General features: G+C 61.8%; 15 protein-coding genes. 14 read left to right on the forward strand and 1 reads right to left on the reverse strand.

Going from position 1 to position 17,562, the window contains the following annotated elements; all coding sequences use genetic code 11:
• From waaC to MOQ67_RS03520, 13 genes are all read left to right on the forward strand, one after another.
• Window positions 1–1,062, forward strand: a complete 1,062-nt coding sequence (waaC, locus tag MOQ67_RS03460; protein ID WP_017849805.1) for a lipopolysaccharide heptosyltransferase I — start codon at window positions 1–3, stop codon at window positions 1,060–1,062.
• The gene (locus MOQ67_RS03465; RefSeq protein ID WP_198718335.1) at window positions 1,062–2,186 is read left to right on the forward strand and encodes a glycosyltransferase family 4 protein; all 1,125 of its coding nucleotides are present in this window, start codon (window positions 1,062–1,064) and stop codon (window positions 2,184–2,186) included. The genes waaC and MOQ67_RS03465 overlap by 1 nt, the downstream gene beginning before the upstream one ends.
• Window positions 2,183–2,989, forward strand: coding sequence for a lipopolysaccharide core heptose(I) kinase RfaP (rfaP, locus tag MOQ67_RS03470; RefSeq protein ID WP_046490762.1), 807 nt, complete (start codon window positions 2,183–2,185; stop codon window positions 2,987–2,989). The genes MOQ67_RS03465 and rfaP overlap by 4 nt, the downstream gene beginning before the upstream one ends.
• Window positions 2,989–3,723 carry a lipopolysaccharide kinase InaA family protein gene (locus tag MOQ67_RS03475; protein WP_017849802.1) on the forward strand — a complete coding sequence of 245 codons (735 nt, stop codon included), beginning with the start codon at window positions 2,989–2,991 and terminating at the stop codon, window positions 3,721–3,723. The genes rfaP and MOQ67_RS03475 overlap by 1 nt, the downstream gene beginning before the upstream one ends.
• Complete coding sequence (locus MOQ67_RS03480; RefSeq protein ID WP_046490759.1) at window positions 3,720–4,472, forward strand: lipopolysaccharide kinase InaA family protein; 753 nt, start codon at window positions 3,720–3,722, stop codon at window positions 4,470–4,472. Before MOQ67_RS03475 ends, MOQ67_RS03480 begins: the two co-directional genes overlap by 4 nt.
• Entirely contained in the window at window positions 4,472–5,923 is a 1,452-nt protein-coding gene (locus MOQ67_RS03485; protein ID WP_017849800.1) for a lipopolysaccharide kinase InaA family protein, read from the forward strand. The genes MOQ67_RS03480 and MOQ67_RS03485 overlap by 1 nt, the downstream gene beginning before the upstream one ends.
• 399 nt (window positions 5,924–6,322) lie before the next feature.
• Window positions 6,323–6,631, forward strand: a complete 309-nt coding sequence (locus MOQ67_RS03490; RefSeq protein WP_102617188.1) for a hypothetical protein — start codon at window positions 6,323–6,325, stop codon at window positions 6,629–6,631.
• A 341-nt stretch (window positions 6,632–6,972) separates the two neighbouring features.
• Complete coding sequence (locus tag MOQ67_RS03495; RefSeq protein ID WP_017849798.1) at window positions 6,973–7,326, forward strand: YceK/YidQ family lipoprotein; 354 nt, start codon at window positions 6,973–6,975, stop codon at window positions 7,324–7,326.
• Between the two features lie 142 nt (window positions 7,327–7,468).
• Window positions 7,469–9,226, forward strand: a complete 1,758-nt coding sequence (locus tag MOQ67_RS03500) for a carbamoyltransferase family protein (protein ID WP_017849797.1) — start codon at window positions 7,469–7,471, stop codon at window positions 9,224–9,226.
• Complete coding sequence (locus MOQ67_RS03505; protein WP_046490751.1) at window positions 9,227–10,123, forward strand: antimicrobial resistance protein Mig-14; 897 nt, start codon at window positions 9,227–9,229, stop codon at window positions 10,121–10,123.
• A complete protein-coding gene (locus tag MOQ67_RS03510) occupies window positions 10,120–11,526 on the forward strand; it encodes a PIG-L deacetylase family protein (protein WP_198717398.1) in 1,407 nt (468 codons plus the stop codon). Before MOQ67_RS03505 ends, MOQ67_RS03510 begins: the two co-directional genes overlap by 4 nt.
• An 87-nt stretch (window positions 11,527–11,613) precedes the next feature.
• Window positions 11,614–12,762 (forward strand): glycosyltransferase family 4 protein, encoded by a 1,149-nt coding sequence (locus MOQ67_RS03515; protein WP_017849794.1) that lies wholly within the window; start codon window positions 11,614–11,616, stop codon window positions 12,760–12,762.
• On the forward strand, window positions 12,759–13,640 hold the full coding sequence (locus tag MOQ67_RS03520) for a glycosyltransferase (RefSeq protein ID WP_017849793.1): 882 nt from the start codon (window positions 12,759–12,761) through the stop codon (window positions 13,638–13,640). Before MOQ67_RS03515 ends, MOQ67_RS03520 begins: the two co-directional genes overlap by 4 nt.
• Before the next feature lie 54 nt (window positions 13,641–13,694).
• On the opposite strand, the gene MOQ67_RS03525 is transcribed toward MOQ67_RS03520, so the two are convergent.
• Window positions 13,695–15,563, reverse strand: coding sequence for a bifunctional O-antigen ligase/aminoglycoside phosphotransferase family protein (locus MOQ67_RS03525; RefSeq protein ID WP_198717397.1), 1,869 nt, complete (start codon window positions 15,561–15,563; stop codon window positions 13,695–13,697).
• Between the two features lie 160 nt (window positions 15,564–15,723).
• Here MOQ67_RS03525 and msbA point away from each other — a divergent pair, with 160 nt between their 5' ends.
• The gene (gene msbA / locus MOQ67_RS03530; RefSeq protein ID WP_026140387.1) at window positions 15,724–17,529 is read left to right on the forward strand and encodes a lipid A export permease/ATP-binding protein MsbA; all 1,806 of its coding nucleotides are present in this window, start codon (window positions 15,724–15,726) and stop codon (window positions 17,527–17,529) included.
• Window positions 17,530–17,562 lie beyond the last annotated feature (33 nt).

Consider the following 17,562-nt stretch of genomic DNA (forward strand, 5'->3'; position numbering starts at 1 on the left):
TTGCGGGTACTGGTAATCAAGACCTCATCCCTGGGCGACGTGATTCATGCGTTGCCGGCACTGACCGATGCGGCGCGGGCGATCCCGGGCATTCGATTCGACTGGGTGGTGGAAGAAGGCTTTGCCGAGATCCCCACCTGGCACCCGGCGGTGGACAAGGTGATCCCGGTGGCGATTCGCCGCTGGCGCAAGAACCTCTGGCAAACCTTCAAAAGTGGCGAATGGCGGCGCTTCAAGCAGCGTATCCAGTCAACCAAATACGACCTGGTGATCGACGCCCAGGGCCTGCTCAAAAGCGCCTGGCTGACCCGCTACGTGCGCGCCCCGGTGGCCGGGTTCGACAAAAACTCGGCGCGTGAACCGATCGCGGCGCGCTTTTATTCGCGGCGCCTGGCCGTGGCCCGCGGGCAGCACGCGGTGGAGCGCCTGCGCCAGCTGTTCGCCGTGGCCCTCGGCTATGACTTGCCCAAGGCCCTGGGCGACTACGGCCTGAGCGTCGACAAGCTGCTCGGCCTGCCGCCGAAAAAGCCGTTTGTGTTGTTGCTGCACGGCACCACCTGGGACACCAAGCACTGGCCCGAAGCCTACTGGCGCGAGCTGGCCGAGCGCATGGGCCGCCTGGGCGTGGACGTGAAGTTGCCATGGGGCAATGCCGCCGAAAAGGCCCGCGCCGAACGCCTGGCCCTGGGCCTGGACAACGCCGAGGTGCTGCCCAAACTGAACCTGGCCGGCGTCGCCCGCGTGCTCGCCGGCGCCCGCGCCTGCGTTGCGGTGGACACCGGCCTCGGGCACCTGGCTGCAGCCCTGGACGTGCCGACCATTTCGCTGTTCGGCCCCACCAACCCCGGCCTGACCGGCGCCTACGGCAAGAGCCAAATTCACCTGGCCAGCGACTTCCCGTGTGCGCCCTGCCTGCTGAAACAGTGTACCTATCAACCCACGGCCGACGATCTGCGTCGGTTCGACATCAAGCGCGAATCGCCCCTGTGCTTCACGCGGCTGAACCCTGAGCGTGTGGCGAGCCGGCTGAGCACGTTGTTACTGGCCGAGGAGATGCACTGATGCAACTGGCGTTTGTTCTGTACAAGTATTTCCCGTTCGGTGGCTTGCAGCGCGACTTCATGCGTATCGCCCTGGAGTGCCAGCAGCGCGGTCATCAGATCCGTGTCTACACCCTGATCTGGGAGGGTGATGTGCCGCCCGGCTTCGAAGTGCTGGTGGCGCCGGTCAAGGCGCTGTTCAACCATCGCCGCAACGAAAAACTCTACGCCTGGATTCGGGCCGACCTGGCCAAGCGCCCGGTGGATCGTGTGGTCGGGTTCAATAAAATGCCCGGGCTGGACCTGTACTTCGCCGCCGATGGCGTGTTTGAAGACAAGGCGCAAACCCTGCGCAACCCGATGTACCGCTGGTTCGGCCGCTACAAACACTTTGCCGAGTACGAGCGCGCCGTCTTCGAACAGAGCGCCAAGACCCAGATCATGGTGCTCTCGGCCCATCAGCAGGAATTGTTCACGCGTTACTACGGCACCCAGGCGCAGCGCTTTCATTTGCTGCCGCCGGGCATCGCCCGTGACCGGCGCGCGCCGCCGAATGCCGCGCAGATCCGCGCACAGTTTCGCGATGAGTTCGGCCTGGCCGAGGACGATTTGCTGTTGGTGCAGATCGGTTCCGGCTTCAAGACCAAGGGCGTCGACCGCAGCCTCAAGGCCGTGGCCGCATTGCCGTCGGCGCTGAAGAAACGTGCCCGGCTGTTTGTAATCGGCCAGGACGACCCCAAAGTATTCCAATTACAGAGCGCCGCACTGGGCCTGGGCGAGCAAGTGCATTTCTTCAAAGGGCGCAGCGATATTCCGCGCTTTCTGCTGGGGGCCGACCTGTTGATCCACCCGGCCTACAACGAAGCGGCCGGCATGGTGCTGATCGAGGCGGTTGTCGCCGGCCTGCCGGTGCTGGTGAGCAAGGTCTGCGGTTATGCCTTCTATATCGACAAGGCCGGTAATGGCCGGGTGTTGGACGAGCCGTTCGAACAGGCGCAACTCAATCAATACCTGGTCGATATGCTCGACGATCCACAAGCGCGCGCGACCATGAGTCGCAATGGTCTGGCCTTCGCCGAGACGGCCGACCTCTATAGCATGCCGCAGTACGCTGCGGACCTGATCCTGGCGGAGCCGAACCGATGAAGTTGATGCTTGCCGAACCGTTCAAGACCCTTTGGGCCGGACGCGATGCGTTCGCCGAAGTCGAGAAGCTGGACGGCCTGGTGTACCGCGAACTCGATGCCCGCCGTACCTTGCGTACAGAGGTCGAGGGCCGCGGTTATTTCGTGAAGATTCACCGTGGTATCGGCTGGGCCGAAATCCTCAAGAACCTGATCACTGCGAAGTTGCCGGTATTGGGCGCCGGCCAGGAATGGCGGGCGATCCAGCGCTTGCAGCAAGTCGGCGTGCCGACCATGACCGCCGTGGCTTATGGCGAAAAGGGCAGCAACCCGGCCGACCAGCATTCGTTTATCGTCACCGAAGAGCTGGCGCCCACCGTCAGCCTCGAAGACCTGAGCATGGACTGGCTCAAGCAACCGCCATCGCCAGTCATCAAGCATGCGCTGATCGCCGAAGTGGCGCGCATGACCGGCATGATGCACCGCGCCGGGGTCAACCATCGCGACTGCTATATCTGCCATTTCCTGCTGCACACGGACAAGCCGCTGGTGGCCGATGATTTCAAGTTGTCGGTGATCGATCTGCACCGTGCGCAGGTCCGCTCGAAGATCCCGCTGCGCTGGCGCAACAAGGACTTGGCGGCGCTGTATTTTTCGGCGCTGGATATCGGCCTGACCCGGCGCGACAAGCTGCGTTTTCTCAAGGGCTACTTCCAACAGCCGTTGCGCCGGATTCTCGCCGAAGAGGCCGCGCTGCTGCAGTGGCTGGAGCACAAGGCGGCCAAGCTCTACGCGCGCAAACAACGTTACGGGGATGCGCTCTGATGGCGGGTTGGAACCTGGAACCCGCATACGCCGGCCTCGCGGATGATTTTGGAAGCCTTGAAGCGGTGTTCGCCCTGCAAGGCGAGCGGCTGACCCGCGACCCGCTGTCGGAAGTGATCCGGGTGGCGCGCGGCGGGGTCAATTACTACGTCAAGCGCTACGTCGGTGCCGGCAAGGGCCTGCGCCGCTACCTGGGCAAGCCGCGGGTGAAGTCCGAGTGGCAGAACCTCAAGCGTTTCGCCAAGTGGGGCATTCCCACCGCCGACGTGGTCGCCTGGGGCCTGGAGCGCAATGGCCTGGCCTACGCCCGTGGCGCGCTGATCACCCGTGAGTTGCCCAAGACCGAAGACTTGTCGGTGCTGGCCGAGCGCAACGACGTGCGCCTCAAAGACCCCAAATGGGTCGATGCGGTCAGCCGCCAGCTCGCCGAATACACGCGTACCATGCACGATCATCACTTCACCCATAACGACTTGAAGTGGCGCAACCTGCTGATCGACGACCAGCACACCCTGTACCTGATCGATTGCCCCAACGGCGATTTCTGGCGCGGGTTCTGGCTCAAATACCGCATCACCAAAGACCTGGCCTGCCTGGACAAGGTGGCCAAGTATCACCTGTCGGCCACCCAGCGCCTGCGCTTCTACCTGCAATACCGCCAGCGCGCGCACCTGAGTGCGTCGGACAAACAGCGAATTCGCCATGTGGTGAAGTTTTTCGAGGGACGCGAATGAGTGATTTCCTGGCGGCCGAAGACCGCGCTCTGCTGGAGCGCAACGGTCTGGCCAGTTTCGATGCCCTGTGGGCCAAGCAACTGGACGCGGTGGACGAGCCGAACACCAGCCGTGGCGGCTGGAGCAGCGTGTTCCGCCTGGAGCTCGACGGCCACGGTTACTACCTCAAGCGCCAGAGCAACTACCTCACGCGCAGCTTGCACCGACCGTTTGGCGAACCGAGTTTTTCCCGCGAGTTTCGTAACATCAGCCGTTATCGCGCGTTGGGTATCCCGGCCTTGCAGGCGGCGTTCTACGGTGAGCGCAAAGTCGCTGGCGAGCACCGCGCGATGCTGTTGACCCGTGCCCTGGACGGCTGGAATGACCTGGACTCGTTGCTCGAACAGTGGCCGCAACTGAGCGACCCCCAGCACCGTGCGATCCTGTGGGCCTGCGGCCAATTGGCGCGCCGTCTGCACGGCGTGGGACAGGTCCACGGGTGTTTTTACCCCAAGCATATTTTCCTGCAGGCCACCGGCGACGGTTATGCCGCGCAGTTGATCGATCTGGAGAAAACCCGCCCGTTGCTGTTTGGCTGGCGTGACCGGGTCAAGGACCTGGAGCCGCTGTTGCGCCGTGCGCCGCAGTGGTCGGATGCGCAAACGCGTCACCTGCTGGCGGCGTATCTGGAACAACCTGAAGACAGCCCGCTGGTCGCCACCTGGCAGCAGCGCCTGACCGCTCGCCGCAGCCACAAGGAGCACCGTTGATGCGTTTATCCGCGCTGAAGCAGGCCGGGCGCAGCCCAAGCCTGCCGCTGACCATCGAACTGGCGGACGCCGCAGGCCCTGGTCAATTGCAATTGCTCAGCCTGTTGCGCGTGTTGCCGGGCCAGCGCTATGTGGGCGCCGGTGTCTGGCGCGGTCGCGCGGTGTTGGCCAAGTTGTTGGTGGGCAGCAAGGCGGCGCGGCATTTTCAGCGTGAGCTCAACGGCGTGCGCCTGCTGGCCGAACAGGGCCTGACCACGCCGCTGCTGCTGGCCGACGGTTTGCAGGAAGGCGAGGGCGGCTGGCTGCTGTTTGAGTTTATCGACGGCGCCGAAAGCCTGGCCGATGCCTGGCAAGCGGTCGAAGGCCTGCCGCCGTTGGCCGATGAGCAGACCGCTGTGCTCGCCGAAGCGCTGGACGCGATCGCCCGCATGCATGCCAAGGGCCTGTGGCAGGAAGACCTGCACCTGGACAACCTGCTGCGCCAGGGCGGCAAGCTGTACCTGATCGATGGTGCCGGGATCTGCGTGGAACAGGCGGGTCAGCCGCTGTCGCGCAACCGGGTGCTGGAAAACCTCGGGGTGTTTTTCGCCCAGTTGCCGAAAAACCTCGCGCCGTTTACCGAAGAGTTGCTGGTGTATTACCTGCTGAGCAACGGCGAGCATGCGTTACCGCTCGAAGCCCTGGAGAAGCAGGTGCGCAAGGTCAGCGCCTGGCGCCTGAAGGACTTCCTCGACAAGGTCGGCCGCGAATGCACGCTGTTCAGCGTGGTGCGCGGCGCGTTTGGCTTGCGGGCGATCCGTCGCGAGGAGGAGCGCGCGATGCTGCCGGTGCTGGAGCAGGCCGATGCCTTGCTCGACCAGGGGCATTTGTACAAGACCGGCGGTGCGGCCAGCGTGGCCAAGGTCGAAGTGGCCGGCCGGCCGCTGGTGATCAAGCGCTACAACATCAAGGGCTTCGCCCATTGGCTCAAGCGTTTCTGGCGCCCGAGCCGCGCCTGGCATTCCTGGCGCGAAGGCAATCGCCTGGCGTTCCTCGGCATTGCCACACCCAAGCCGCTGGCCGTGCTGGAAAAGCGCTTTTTCTGGCTGCGCAGCCGCGCTTACCTGGTCACTGAATACCTGCCGGGGCCGGACATCATCGAGCGCTTCGCACCGTATGTGGAGCAGGGCGACGCGCCTGAAAACGAACTGCTGGCGCTGGACCACCTGTTCGCCGAGCTGATACGCGAGCGCATCAGCCATGGCGATTTCAAGGGCCATAACCTGTTCTGGCACGAAGGCCGTTGGGCCTTGATCGACCTGGATGCGATGCGCCAGCACCGCTCCGATGCCAGCTTCGCCGCGGCGTTTGCCAAGGACCGCGCACGCTTCATGCGTAATTGGCCGCAAGGCAGTGCGCTGTATCAGGTCATTGATCAGCGTTTGCCGAAGGAAGTCGGCGGCGCCGGCTGACGGTCGAGCGGGTTTTTCAGGTAGAACGTGGTCAAGTGTGGGGGCGGGCTTGCAGGGGCCTGTCCCCCAGCAGCCAGTTGGCCTGCACGAACTGCTCGAATCTGGCAATTATGTATCATTTTATACAATGCCCGGTTGCGAGGCTGTCTTGATACGGGTTGCGGGCTTTAAGTAAGTTAGAAGTTGAAACGGATTCGGCGGATAGCGCGAAGTGTGCTGGTTTATATCAGACTTGTCCTAGAGCAATTTATTGGGGCAAGGTATTTGTTTGGTTGTATTGTACTTCTTGTTTTAAACGGATACATGTGTGGCGCATGTTGCGGGTTGAGCATTCTTTTATCGTTCTATAAATTTGTTCTACAACCGATGAGGTTGTTCAATTATTTGTAGGAGGTTTTTATGTCGTCTATCAATGCTAACTCAAACGTGGCTGCTGATTATCAGAGGTACGAAAGTAATAACTTTAATGAGAAGGGGCAAAACAATCCGCTGGATCAGGCGGCCGGGGAAGATGCTGAGTATTTGGATGCGCAAAATCAGCCGATTGATCATGAGATTCAATCCGACGGTAACGGTGGTTTCTATCAGCCAGGTACGGGCAGGGGGCAACCGGGTAATGGTGAGCCAGGGTTAGGAAGCATCAACGTTGGAGCGGGGCATCAAATTGACTTTGATGGTGCGGAGCCTCCGCGGTCGCTGCACTATTAAGGCGCCCGTGGGCGTGTAAGGTCGAAAAGAATGCTGCTGCATGAGTATGCGCAGCATTCATGTCGTCTCGTTGTTATTGCGTTTTTTGGGTAATGGGTTTTATGCCGTTCATCATGTTGATAGTTGCAGGTACGGTTTAAAGGAGAGGGTGGTTTGAATATTAACCAGACGTGTTGATTTTCCCGTCAGCGCTCTTTGCTCCGGTGTGTTCGCGGCGCGAAGCAACTAATCCTGTATTGTCTTATCGGAGCTTTCTCACATGACGTATCGGTGTGTCGGTGTAGGCTATCTTCGCTGGCGATGTTAGTGTGGTCGACCCTCTATGCTGAACGGTGTCGTTCATGATCCGTATGTACTCTGTGTTGCTTGCTGCTCTCCTGGCAATCTCCGGTTGCGGGACCATCAACACCGTCTTTCGCCCGGACGCTGTCGCCAGCCAGAACCTCAAGGAGTCGCGCAGCTACTGCGAAAATATCCCGCGCATCTACAGTGGGGTGATCTACGGGTTTTGTACGCTCAATGCTGAGCCCGCCCCTGAAAAAAGCCTGAATGACCGAGCCCTGTCGGACCACGAGAACAATGCTTTCCCGATCATCGCCATCGAGTTCATCGGCTCTGGCGTGCTGGACACCCTGGTCCTGCCCTACACGATCTACCGTCAGAACAAGGACGGCAGCATCGAGATCTTCCGCTGAACCTCCTCGACGCTCGCCGCTAACAGCTTTCTCCGGCTTTTGAGCTATAATCCCGCCCTTTAGCTGTTTCTCGCCCAGGCGAGAGGCACACTTTTTTCAGGCGTAACGCGCCTGCATGCAGACTAAAAGAGGCTAGACCCCTGTGGCATTGACGATTCTTGGCCTGTCCGGCGCCCTTAGCCATGATCCTTCCGCAGCCCTGTATATCGACGGCAAGCTGATCGCGGCCGCCGAAGAAGAACGCTTCGTGCGCGACAAGCATGCAAAGCACCGCATGCCCTACGAATCGGCGAAATTCTGCCTGGAACAAGCCGGCATCAAGCCTTCCGACGTTGATGTGGTCGCGATCCCGTTCGCCCCGATCAGCCTGTTCGGCGAAGCGCGCTGGCACTATGCCAAGCGTTACTGGTACGCCCCGGACCGCGCTCTCGATGCGATCCTGATGGGCAACCGGCGCTACAAGCGCTACCGCAACAAGATCGTCTGGTGCCTGGAACAGCTGGGCTTCGATCCGAAGAAGATCAAGATCGAGCCGGTAGAACACCACTTGGCCCACGCCTCCAGTGCCTACCACTGCTCCGGCTTCAAGGAGAAAACCGCGATCCTGGGGATCGACGGCAAGGGTGAGTACGCCACCACGTTCTTCGGCTACGGCGAAAACGGCAAGATCCACAAGATCAAGGAATTCTACGATCCGGACTCCCTCGGCGGCCTGTACGGCGCGGTCACCGAGTTCCTCGGTTTCGAGATGCTCGACGGCGAGTTCAAGGTCATGGGCATGGCGCCTTATGGCGATGCCAGCAAGTACGATTTCTCGCGCCTGGCCTCCTTTGAAAACGGCGAGCTGGTGATCAACACCGACTACGCCAACGTCATCGGCCTGCGTCGTTATAAAGAGAAGGGCAAGGGTTTCTACTTCTCGCCCAAACTGATCGAGTGGCTGGGGCCCAAGCGCGAAGGCGACATCGCCGACGAGCCGTACATCCACTACGCGGCCAGCATGCAGGCGCTGTTCGAGAAGCTGTCCCTGCAGATGATCGACTACTACCTGGGCGACATCCTCAAGGAAACCGGCAAGCTGGCCTTCGCCGGCGGCTGTGCGCTGAACGTCAAGCTGAACCAGAAGATCATTGCCCGTGACGACGTGAAAGAGCTGTTCGTGCAACCGGCGTCCGGCGATGCCGGCACCGCCGTGGGCGCCGCCGCTTACGTGTCCAACGCCCGTGGTGTGCCGGTGGAGAAGATGGAACACGTCTACCTCGGCCCGTCCTACAGCAACGAAGACGTGATCGCCGCTTGCGCCAAGCACCCGAGCAAGCCGGACTGGCGCAAGATCGACAGCATGCCTAAGCGCATTGCCAAGATCATGGTCGACGGCAACCCGGTGGCCTGGTTCCAGGGGCGCATGGAGTTTGGCCCGCGTGCCTTGGGCGGTCGTTCGATCATTGGTTGCCCGAGCGCTACCGGCGTGGCGGACCGCATCAACCATCAGATCAAGTTCCGCGAGCGCTGGAGGCCTTTCTGCCCGTCGATGCTCGACACCGTGGCCCCGCTGATGATCAAGGTCGATCACCCGGCGCCGTTCATGACCTTCACCTTTGAAGTGTCGGAAGAGTGGAAAACCCGCGTGCCGGAAGTGGTCCATGAGGACGGCACGTCCCGCGCCCAGGTGCTCAAGCGCGAATACAACCCGCGCTACTACGACATGATGAAAGAACTCGAAGTGCTGACCGGCAACGGCGTGTCCCTGAACACTTCGCTCAACCGTCGTGGCGAAGCGATGATCTGCTCGCCGACCGATGCGCTGAACATGTTCTTCGGTTCCGACCTGCAGTACCTGATCATGGAAGACATCCTGGTGGTCAAGGACGGCGTGGACCCTTATGACGCTGTGGTTTAAATGCTGAATCGCTTCCAGGGTTGGCGTGAACGCGGCTGGGTACCTGTCGAGGCCGAGGTCTACGCCCAGGCCTGGCAGCGGTTTGGCGGCAGCGTGGCGACGCATCCGCTGATCGTCGAGCGGTTGGCGGACCTGGCGCAGATTCCGGTGCGCTACCTGGGCTGGGAGCAGGATGGCGAGCTCAAGGGCGCGATTGCCACCTGGGGGCGCGACCTGGCCTTGTCCAAGGACGTGCTCAAGCGGCGCGGCAAGAAAGGCGTGTTCGATCTGGGCAATGCCGAAATCATCCTGCCGATCGCCGCCGACGCGCAGTTGCCGGTGCGCCACCGTGGGCGCTACCTGTCGGCGTTGAACGAGGGGCGCGTCAGCACCCTCAAGCCCCAGGCCGAGCAGTTGGCCATGGCGCGCACCCCGGAAGACCTGTCGAAGAAGTTTCGCTACAACCAGCGCCGCGAATTGCGGTTGCTCGAAGAAGCCGGCGGCGTGGTGCGGGCGGTGAGTGAGTTTTCCAGCAGCGAGCTGGCGGCCATCTACTGCGACCTGTTCCAGCGCCGCTGGGGCTTCCCGGCCACCGGCGCCGAGCATCTGGCGCAGGTGCTGGGCTTGCTCAAGGAGTTCCTGGTGGGCTCGGTACTGTTTCTCAACGATGCGCCGATTGCCGTGCAACTGGTGTATCGCGTCGAGGCGCCCGAGTGGGTCAGCATCGAATACGTCAACGGCGGTGTCGACCCCCAGACCCGTGAATTCAGCCCCGGCAGCGTGTTGAGTTTCCTCAATACGCAAAGCGCCTGGGAACAGGCGCGGGCCGTGGATAAACCGCTGCGCTTTTCCTTCGGGCGCGCCGACCGTGAATACAAGGAGCGCTGGTGCAACCCGGTGCCGGTGTTCAGCCTATGAGCCGCAAGCAGCAACTGCTCAAGCGTCATCGGCGCACCAAGCGCATCGCGCTGCTGATTGGCTTGCTGGTGCTGATCGCGGCCGGTGTGCTCGTGGCCTGGTGGCTGCCGTTGATTCTGGCGGTGGTGCTGTGGGCGGCCCATGAAGCCTGGTTTGCCGATCATCTGTTCTATTCGCCCAACGAGGATTATGCCTACGCATTCCCTCACGGCAGTGAAGTGCCAGGCCTGCGCCTGGACGCGGGGCGGCTGTTGCTGGACGCGCCGCTGGCGGCGGACGACACCCTGATCGTCGGCATCGAGCTGCAGAGCTCGTGGCTCGGGCGTTTCATCGACCCGGCGGTGGAACTGCTGGGCCTGCAAACGCCGGACCGGCAAGTGTTCGAGCGTGGCGTCGGCGGGCGCCGTTACCTCAACCTGACCGGCGCCGCCGACGCATTGGCCGCTGGCAAGCTACAGGTACGCGGGCGTTTTTGCCGGATCAACGGCCAGCCGACGCTGTGGCGTTTCCGCCAGCCGGATTATCGCCAGCAACGTGTGATGGTGATTGCGCCCCATGCCGACGACGCCGAACTGGCGGCCTTCAGCCTGTACAGCCAGGCGGCCGAAAGTTGGATCGTCACGTTGACCGCCGGTGAAATCGAAGCCGAGCATTATCAACAGATGGGCCTGCCCAAGGCGCAAGCGGCGCAACTCAAAGGGCGCCTGCGGGCCTGGGACAGCATTGCCGTGCCGCGCTGGGCCGGCGTTCCCGAAGCACAGTGCGTGCAATTGGGCTACTTCTGCATGCAGTTGGCGGCCATGCAGGCCGCGCCGGACCAGGCTCAAGCCTCCCGCGAGGCGCAATTGAGCGATACGCGGCTGTTTCGTCAGTTCAATGCCTTTGCGCTGCCCGGTGACGAGGACGGCGCGCCGACCTGGCACAACCTGATCGCCGACCTGCGCGCGCTGCTACTCAAGGCGCGGCCGCAGGTGATCGTGCTGCCGACGCCGTTGCTCGACCCGCACGCCGACCATATCTGCGCTCACGCGGCGATACTGGAAGCCCTGGAGGGCCTGGCGTGGCAGCCCGACACATTGCTCGGCTACGCCAATCACTTGCATGATAACGACCGCTGGCCCATGGGCGACTCGGGCGCCGGCGTGGCCCTGCCGCCGCGTTTCGACACCGCGGACGAACTGGTCCCCTGCAGTTTCACGCTCGCCTTGAGCCAGCAGCAGGACAAGGCCATGGCCCTGGGCATGATGCACGACCTGCAACCGCGCGCGCCGTTCAAGCGCCGTGTGCGTCGCTGGTTGCAACAGGTGCTGGCCGGGCGTAGCCCATCGCCATACGGAGAGAACGAATTCTTCCGCAAGGCTGTGCGTCGGCATGAATTGCTGTGGGTCCTGAAACAGGACTGAGACCTTATTTACGGCAGACCGCATCCGTTTGCCGCACCATTTTTTGCCGGGCTGCGCGCCCGCAGCCAGATCGCTGCATGGAGAGTTATGAAGCCTCGTTTCAAGGTTTTGCAGTTACAGCCGGACTACAACGTCAAGACCAATGACTTCGCCGACCTGGGTGAGCAGATCGTCAAATCGTTGCCGGTTGAACGCTTCGAGGTGACATCGGGGTATCTCAGTGGTCGCCCGTTACCGGGCCAGCCGCTGAGCGTGGCCGAGCACTCCCACTATTTTGAACTGCCGGAGAAGTCCCTCAAGGGCATCCGCTTTGGCGCCATGTGGCAGATCTACAAGTATTGCCGCGAGCAGAAGTTCGATGTGGTCATCTGCAACCGCTTCAAGTCGGTGAACATGATGCTGTCCCTCAACCGCTGGTTGAAGATCCCGCTGTGCATCGGCATCTCCCATGGTTTCGGCGAGTACGCCCGTGGCTACCGCCGGCGTCAGACCCAGCGCTGGGTGAGCCCGGCGTGGCGCTTCGTCGGCGTGTCGGAGGCGGTGCAGGAGTACCTGGTGGCGCTCAATTGCGGGTTCACCCGTGAAAACACCACCTATGTCACCAACGCCATCGACATCCCGCAGGCAGAAGCCTTGCAGTTGCCGCGCGATGAAGCGCGCAAGGCCCTGGGCCTGCCGCTGGACGCGCGGATGATCGGCGCCCTGGGCCGCCTGGTGCCGATCAAGGGCCACACGCATCTGCTGCAGGCGTTTGCCACGCTCAAGGACAAATACCCGCAGGCACAGGTGGGGATCATCGGTTCCGGCCGCGCCGAAGCCGACCTGCGTGCCGACATCGAGCGCCTCGGCCTGACCGGTCGCGCGCACCTGTTGGGGTTCCGTGAAGACGGCATGAAGTACGTGCGCGGTTTCGATATCTGGACCATGCCGTCGCTGTTCGAAGGCCTGGGCCTGGCGCTGCTGGAAGGCATGAGCGGGCATTTGCCGGTGATCGCCTCCAACGGCCCGGCGATGCTGCCGCTGGTGCAGGGCGCGGGCGGGCTGTCTCACGATCCGGGCAACGTCGAGCAACTGGCCGCGGCGCTGGATACCTACCTGGCACTGAGCGATGAGCAATTGCGTGCCAAGGGCGAGGAGGTGTTCCGTTACCTGGTAGCCAACCACACCCTGGACGAGTTCAAGCACAAGTACCTGACCCTGATTGAAACCGGTTTGCGTGAAGTAGGTAGAGCATGAATCAGCCACAACCCCTGGTCTCGGTGATCATCGCGTCCTACAACCATGGCCCGTACATCGAGCAGAGCATCCTCAGCGTGCTGGGGCAGACCTACGCGAACATCGAACTGTTGGTGGTCGACGATGGCTCCAAGGACGACAGCGTCGAGCGCATCCGGCGCTTGCAGGCCGAGCACGGCTTTGATTTCCAGGTCCAGCAGAACCAGGGGCTGACCAATACGCTCAACGGCGCGATCGCCCGGGCCAAAGGCACGCTGATCGCGCCGTTCGGTTCCGACGACATCATGTTGCCCGAGCGCATTGCGGCCCAGGTCGCCTACATGGAAGGCAAGCCCAAGGTCGGCATCTGCGCGGGCAACATCGAGTTGATCGATGGCGATGGCCAGCCCTATCCCGACAAGAAGCAGCACCGGGACCTGCCGTTTCGCAGCCTGGACTTCGATGACCTGTTCCTGGACCGCAAACCGTTCCCGCCGGCACCGACCCTGTTGATCCGCCGCGAAGCGCTGGAGCAGGTGGGCGGCTTCGATCCGCTGATTCCGCTGGAAGATTTGCTGATCGAATTGAAGATCACCCACGCCGGCTACACCATCGACGTGTTGAACATGGTCATGGCGCGCTATCGCCAGCACGCCACCAACACGTACAAGAACCATCGCTACATGATTCAGAACATCCTCAAAACTTATGGATTGTTCAGCGAGCACCCGTCGTATGACGCGGTGCGCTACAACTTCCTCAACTCGATGTTCCTCAAGACCGCCGACCGTGACCGGCCGCTGGCGCGGGAGATCCTCAAGCAGATCCCGTTGAAGTTCTGGGGGCGCAAGACCCTGCGCGGGCTGGTGCGGTTGTACCTGGCGCCCCTCAGAAGCTGAGGCGGCGGTGGCAGTGAAAAAGGCGACTATCAGCGGTGATAGTCGCCTTTTTTATCAGGCGGCCGGGCTAGCCAGGCCCTGGACCTGCTCGCGGATTTTTGCCGTGGCTTTTGGGCTGGCGATGCTGGCGTAACCCTTGGCCAGTTGCTCGAAGTGCGCTTCGAACAGCCAGTTGCGGTCCTGCGGGTAACGTTGCATATGGCGCAGGTTGCGTTGGCGCAAGGCATTGCGCAGGGCCGACGGGAAGATGCGCAGGTCGGCGATATCGATCAGCGCGAACTCGCCGTCATCCATCAGCAGCACGTTGCCCAGGTGCAGCGAGCGGAAGTACACACCACGCTCATGCAATTGGGCCATGAATCGACCGAAGCGCTCGATCAGCGATTCGCGCAGGCTGCTGTCCAGGCTTTGCAGGGCCTGGCGCAGGGTCAGGCCGGGCAGTGGCGAGTAGGTGACGGCACTGCTGGCGTCGCGCAGGCTGTAAACGCCGAGGATTTGCGGGGTGGGAATGCCCAGGCTGCGCAATTGTTCGGCGTTGCTGGCAAACCGCTCGGAATAAGGGTTGAAGCTGCCCGAGGTGTACCAGCGGCGTGCGCGGAAGACCTTGAGGAAACTGCCGTCTTCCAGGCGCAGGACTTTCGGGCCCAGGCCGTCGGCTTCAATCACATGGGCGTTGTGGCACAGTTGATCGAAGGCCTCGGTCTTGAGGGTTTGCACCGGCATGCGCAGCAGGCTGTGGCGGCGCTGGGCGATGCTCAGGCCGGCGATGATCGCCAAAGGAATCCACAGCAGGAACCAGTGTTCCTTGGGCCGCGACAGGATGCCGCCGCCCTCGGTCAGGCCGGCGCCGATGCCGTAGGCCAGCAGGGAGGAGGCGAGGATGAACAGCGGTTGCGCCCGTTCTTTGAGGCTTTTATACAAGCCCCAGCCGAGCATGAAGGCCCACGGGATAAAGCCGATGATGCCGACGTAATACAGCACGCCCAGGGCAAAACTGTGGGGTTCGCGCAGTTGGAAGCCGTTGGCCTGAGCCAGGGTCAGGTACAGCTCGGAATCGTAGCTGTGGCCTATCCACGGGTGTTCGGCGATGCGCTGCAGCGTCATGCTCCACAGTTCGAAGCGGAACGAGCTGCCGCGGTTGGTGATCAGTTCAGGGTAGAACAGCAAGAGCGCCGCGGCGCTCAGGACCAAGCCCGCGATCATCATGGCCGAGCGGCGGTTGCGGCTGACAAAACTCATCCACAGGATGGCCAGGGTCAGGGCCACCAACGGTGTGCGGGAACCGGTGGCCAGGACCGCGGCGGTCATGATGGCCAGGGCCGGTACGCTGAACCACAGCACCTGAAAGCGCTGGCTGGTCATGCAGACATACAACCAGTAGACGCTGAAAAAACCGAACACGTGGGAACTGAGCAGCGGGTTGTCGAGGGCGCCGCGGCCGCCGATCATGCGTATTTCAAGGCCCGGCTCAAACCCCTTGGCGAAGGCCACCAGGTTACACAGGGTCGCCACCAGTGCGATCACTGCCGCACTGAAGAACACGGGCTTGAACAGGTCGTTGCGGTAATGCAGCAACAGCCCGCAGCCGCCAAACAACATGAACGTGTGCAGCGGTCGCTTGAACAGGTCGGTGTCGGGATGAAACTCCGGGCTCCAGAACAGGCTGGTCAGGGCCCAGGCGGAGAAGACCAGGAATGCGATGGCCAGCGGCTCACGCAGCAATTCCATGAATTCCCTGGGGCGCAGGCACAATAGCAACAAGGTTGGCGCGCTGAACAGGACGTAGTAGAACCTGTGCAGCACGTTGCGATTGGTGACGAAGAACAGCGAACTCAGCAGAAGCAACAAGCCAATGGGCAAAATCCATAGGACCAGGAAGTCGAAGACGCGATTTGAGCCATAGGTAAGACGCTTGCACTGCATACGGTAAAAAGCCATTTCAGAAATAGAAAGCCGACCATCTTAGAGTAGTGGCTATATAATGTCGCCGGTTGGATTTCGCCGGCCCGCGGGTCATGTGGGGTGCAAGTACAACAGAGAAGCTGTGCTAAAGTCAGCCTCCTTTTTTAAAACGCCGCGTGATATGACCGACTCCAGTCCGAGCGCAAGCCCTTCGAGCTTGAAAATATACTTCCGCCTGCTCAGTTACGTCAGGCCCTATGCGGGTTTGTTCGCGCTGAGTATTGTCGGATTTCTGATTTTCGCGTCGACCCAGCCGATGCTGGGGTACATCCTCAAGTACTTTGTCGATGGCCTTTCGAACCCGCAAGCCGTGTTGTTCCCCAGCGTGCCGTTCCTGCGCGACCTGCAGCTGCTGCAGGCCGTGCCGCTGCTGATCATCCTGATCGCCGCCTGGCAGGGCCTGGGTTCGTTCCTCGGTAACTACCTGCTGGCCAAGGTTTCCCTGGGCCTGGTCCACGACCTGCGGGTGCAACTGTTCAACAACCTGCTGACGCTGCCCAACCGCTACTTCGACAATCACAACTCCGGGCACCTGATTTCCCGCATCACCTTCAACGTGACCATGGTCACGGGGGCGGCGACCGATGCGATCAAGGTGGTGATTCGCGAAGGCATGACCGTGATCTTCCTGTTCGCTTCGCTGCTGTTCATGAACTGGCGCCTGACGCTGGTGATGATCGCCATCCTGCCGTTGATTGCGGTGATGGTCAGCACGGCCAGCAAGAAATTCCGCAAACAGAGCAAGAAGATCCAGGTGGCCATGGGCGACGTGACCCATGTGGCGTCTGAAACCATCCAGGGGTACCGCGTCGTGCGCAGCTTCGGCGGCGAGGTCTACGAGGAAAAACGCTTCCTCAAGGCCAGCCAGAGCAACACCAACAAGCAACTGCGCATGACCCGCACCGGGGCGATCTACACCCCGGCGCTGCAACTGGTGATCTACACCGCCATGGCCGTGCTGATGTTCCTGGTGCTTTACCTGCGCGGCGACGCATCGGCCGGCGACATGGTGGCCTACATCACTTTGGCCGGTCTGCTGCCCAAGCCGATCCGTCAGTTGTCGGAAGTCAGTTCGACCATCCAGAAGGGTGTGGCGGGCGCCGAAAGCATTTTCGAACAGCTGGACGAAGAGGCTGAAGTCGACAACGGCACGATCGAGCGCGACAAGGTCAGCGGCCATCTGGAAGTGCGTCACCTCAACTTCACCTATCCCGGCACCGAACGTCCTGTACTCAAGGACATCAGCTTTACCGCCGAGCCTGGGCAGATGATCGCCCTGGTGGGGCGCTCGGGCAGCGGCAAGTCGACCCTGGCCAGCCTGATCCCGCGTTTCTACCACCATGCAAGCGGTGAAATCCTGCTCGATGGCGTCGAGATCGAAGACTACAAACTGCTCAACCTGCGCAAGCACATCGCCCAGGTGACCCAGCACGTGACCCTGTTCAGCGACACGGTGACCAACAACATCGCCTACGGCGACCTGGCCGGCGCACCACGGGCCGACGTCGAAGCCGCCGCGATGGATGCCAACGCCAAAGACTTCATCGACCAGTTGCCTAAAGGCTTCGACACCCAGGTCGGCGAAAACGGCGTGCTGCTGTCCGGCGGTCAACGCCAGCGCCTGGCAATTGCCCGCGCCCTGCTCAAGAATGCGCCGCTGCTGATTCTCGACGAGGCCACCTCGGCCCTCGACACCGAGTCCGAGCGCCACATTCAGGCGGCGCTGGACAAGGTCATGCAAGGCCGCACGACCCTGGTGATCGCGCACCGCCTGTCCACCATCGAGAAGGCCGACCTGATCCTGGTGATGGACGACGGGCGTATTGTCGAGCGCGGCACCCACGGTCAATTGCTTGCACAGAACGGCTACTACGCCCGCCTGCATGCCATGGGCCTGGATGCCCCGGTGTCGGCGGATATCACCTGATACCCTTGGTGGGGCGGGCAATCCGCCTCACCA

It is taken from the genome of Pseudomonas sp. LY-1, assembly GCF_053502595.1.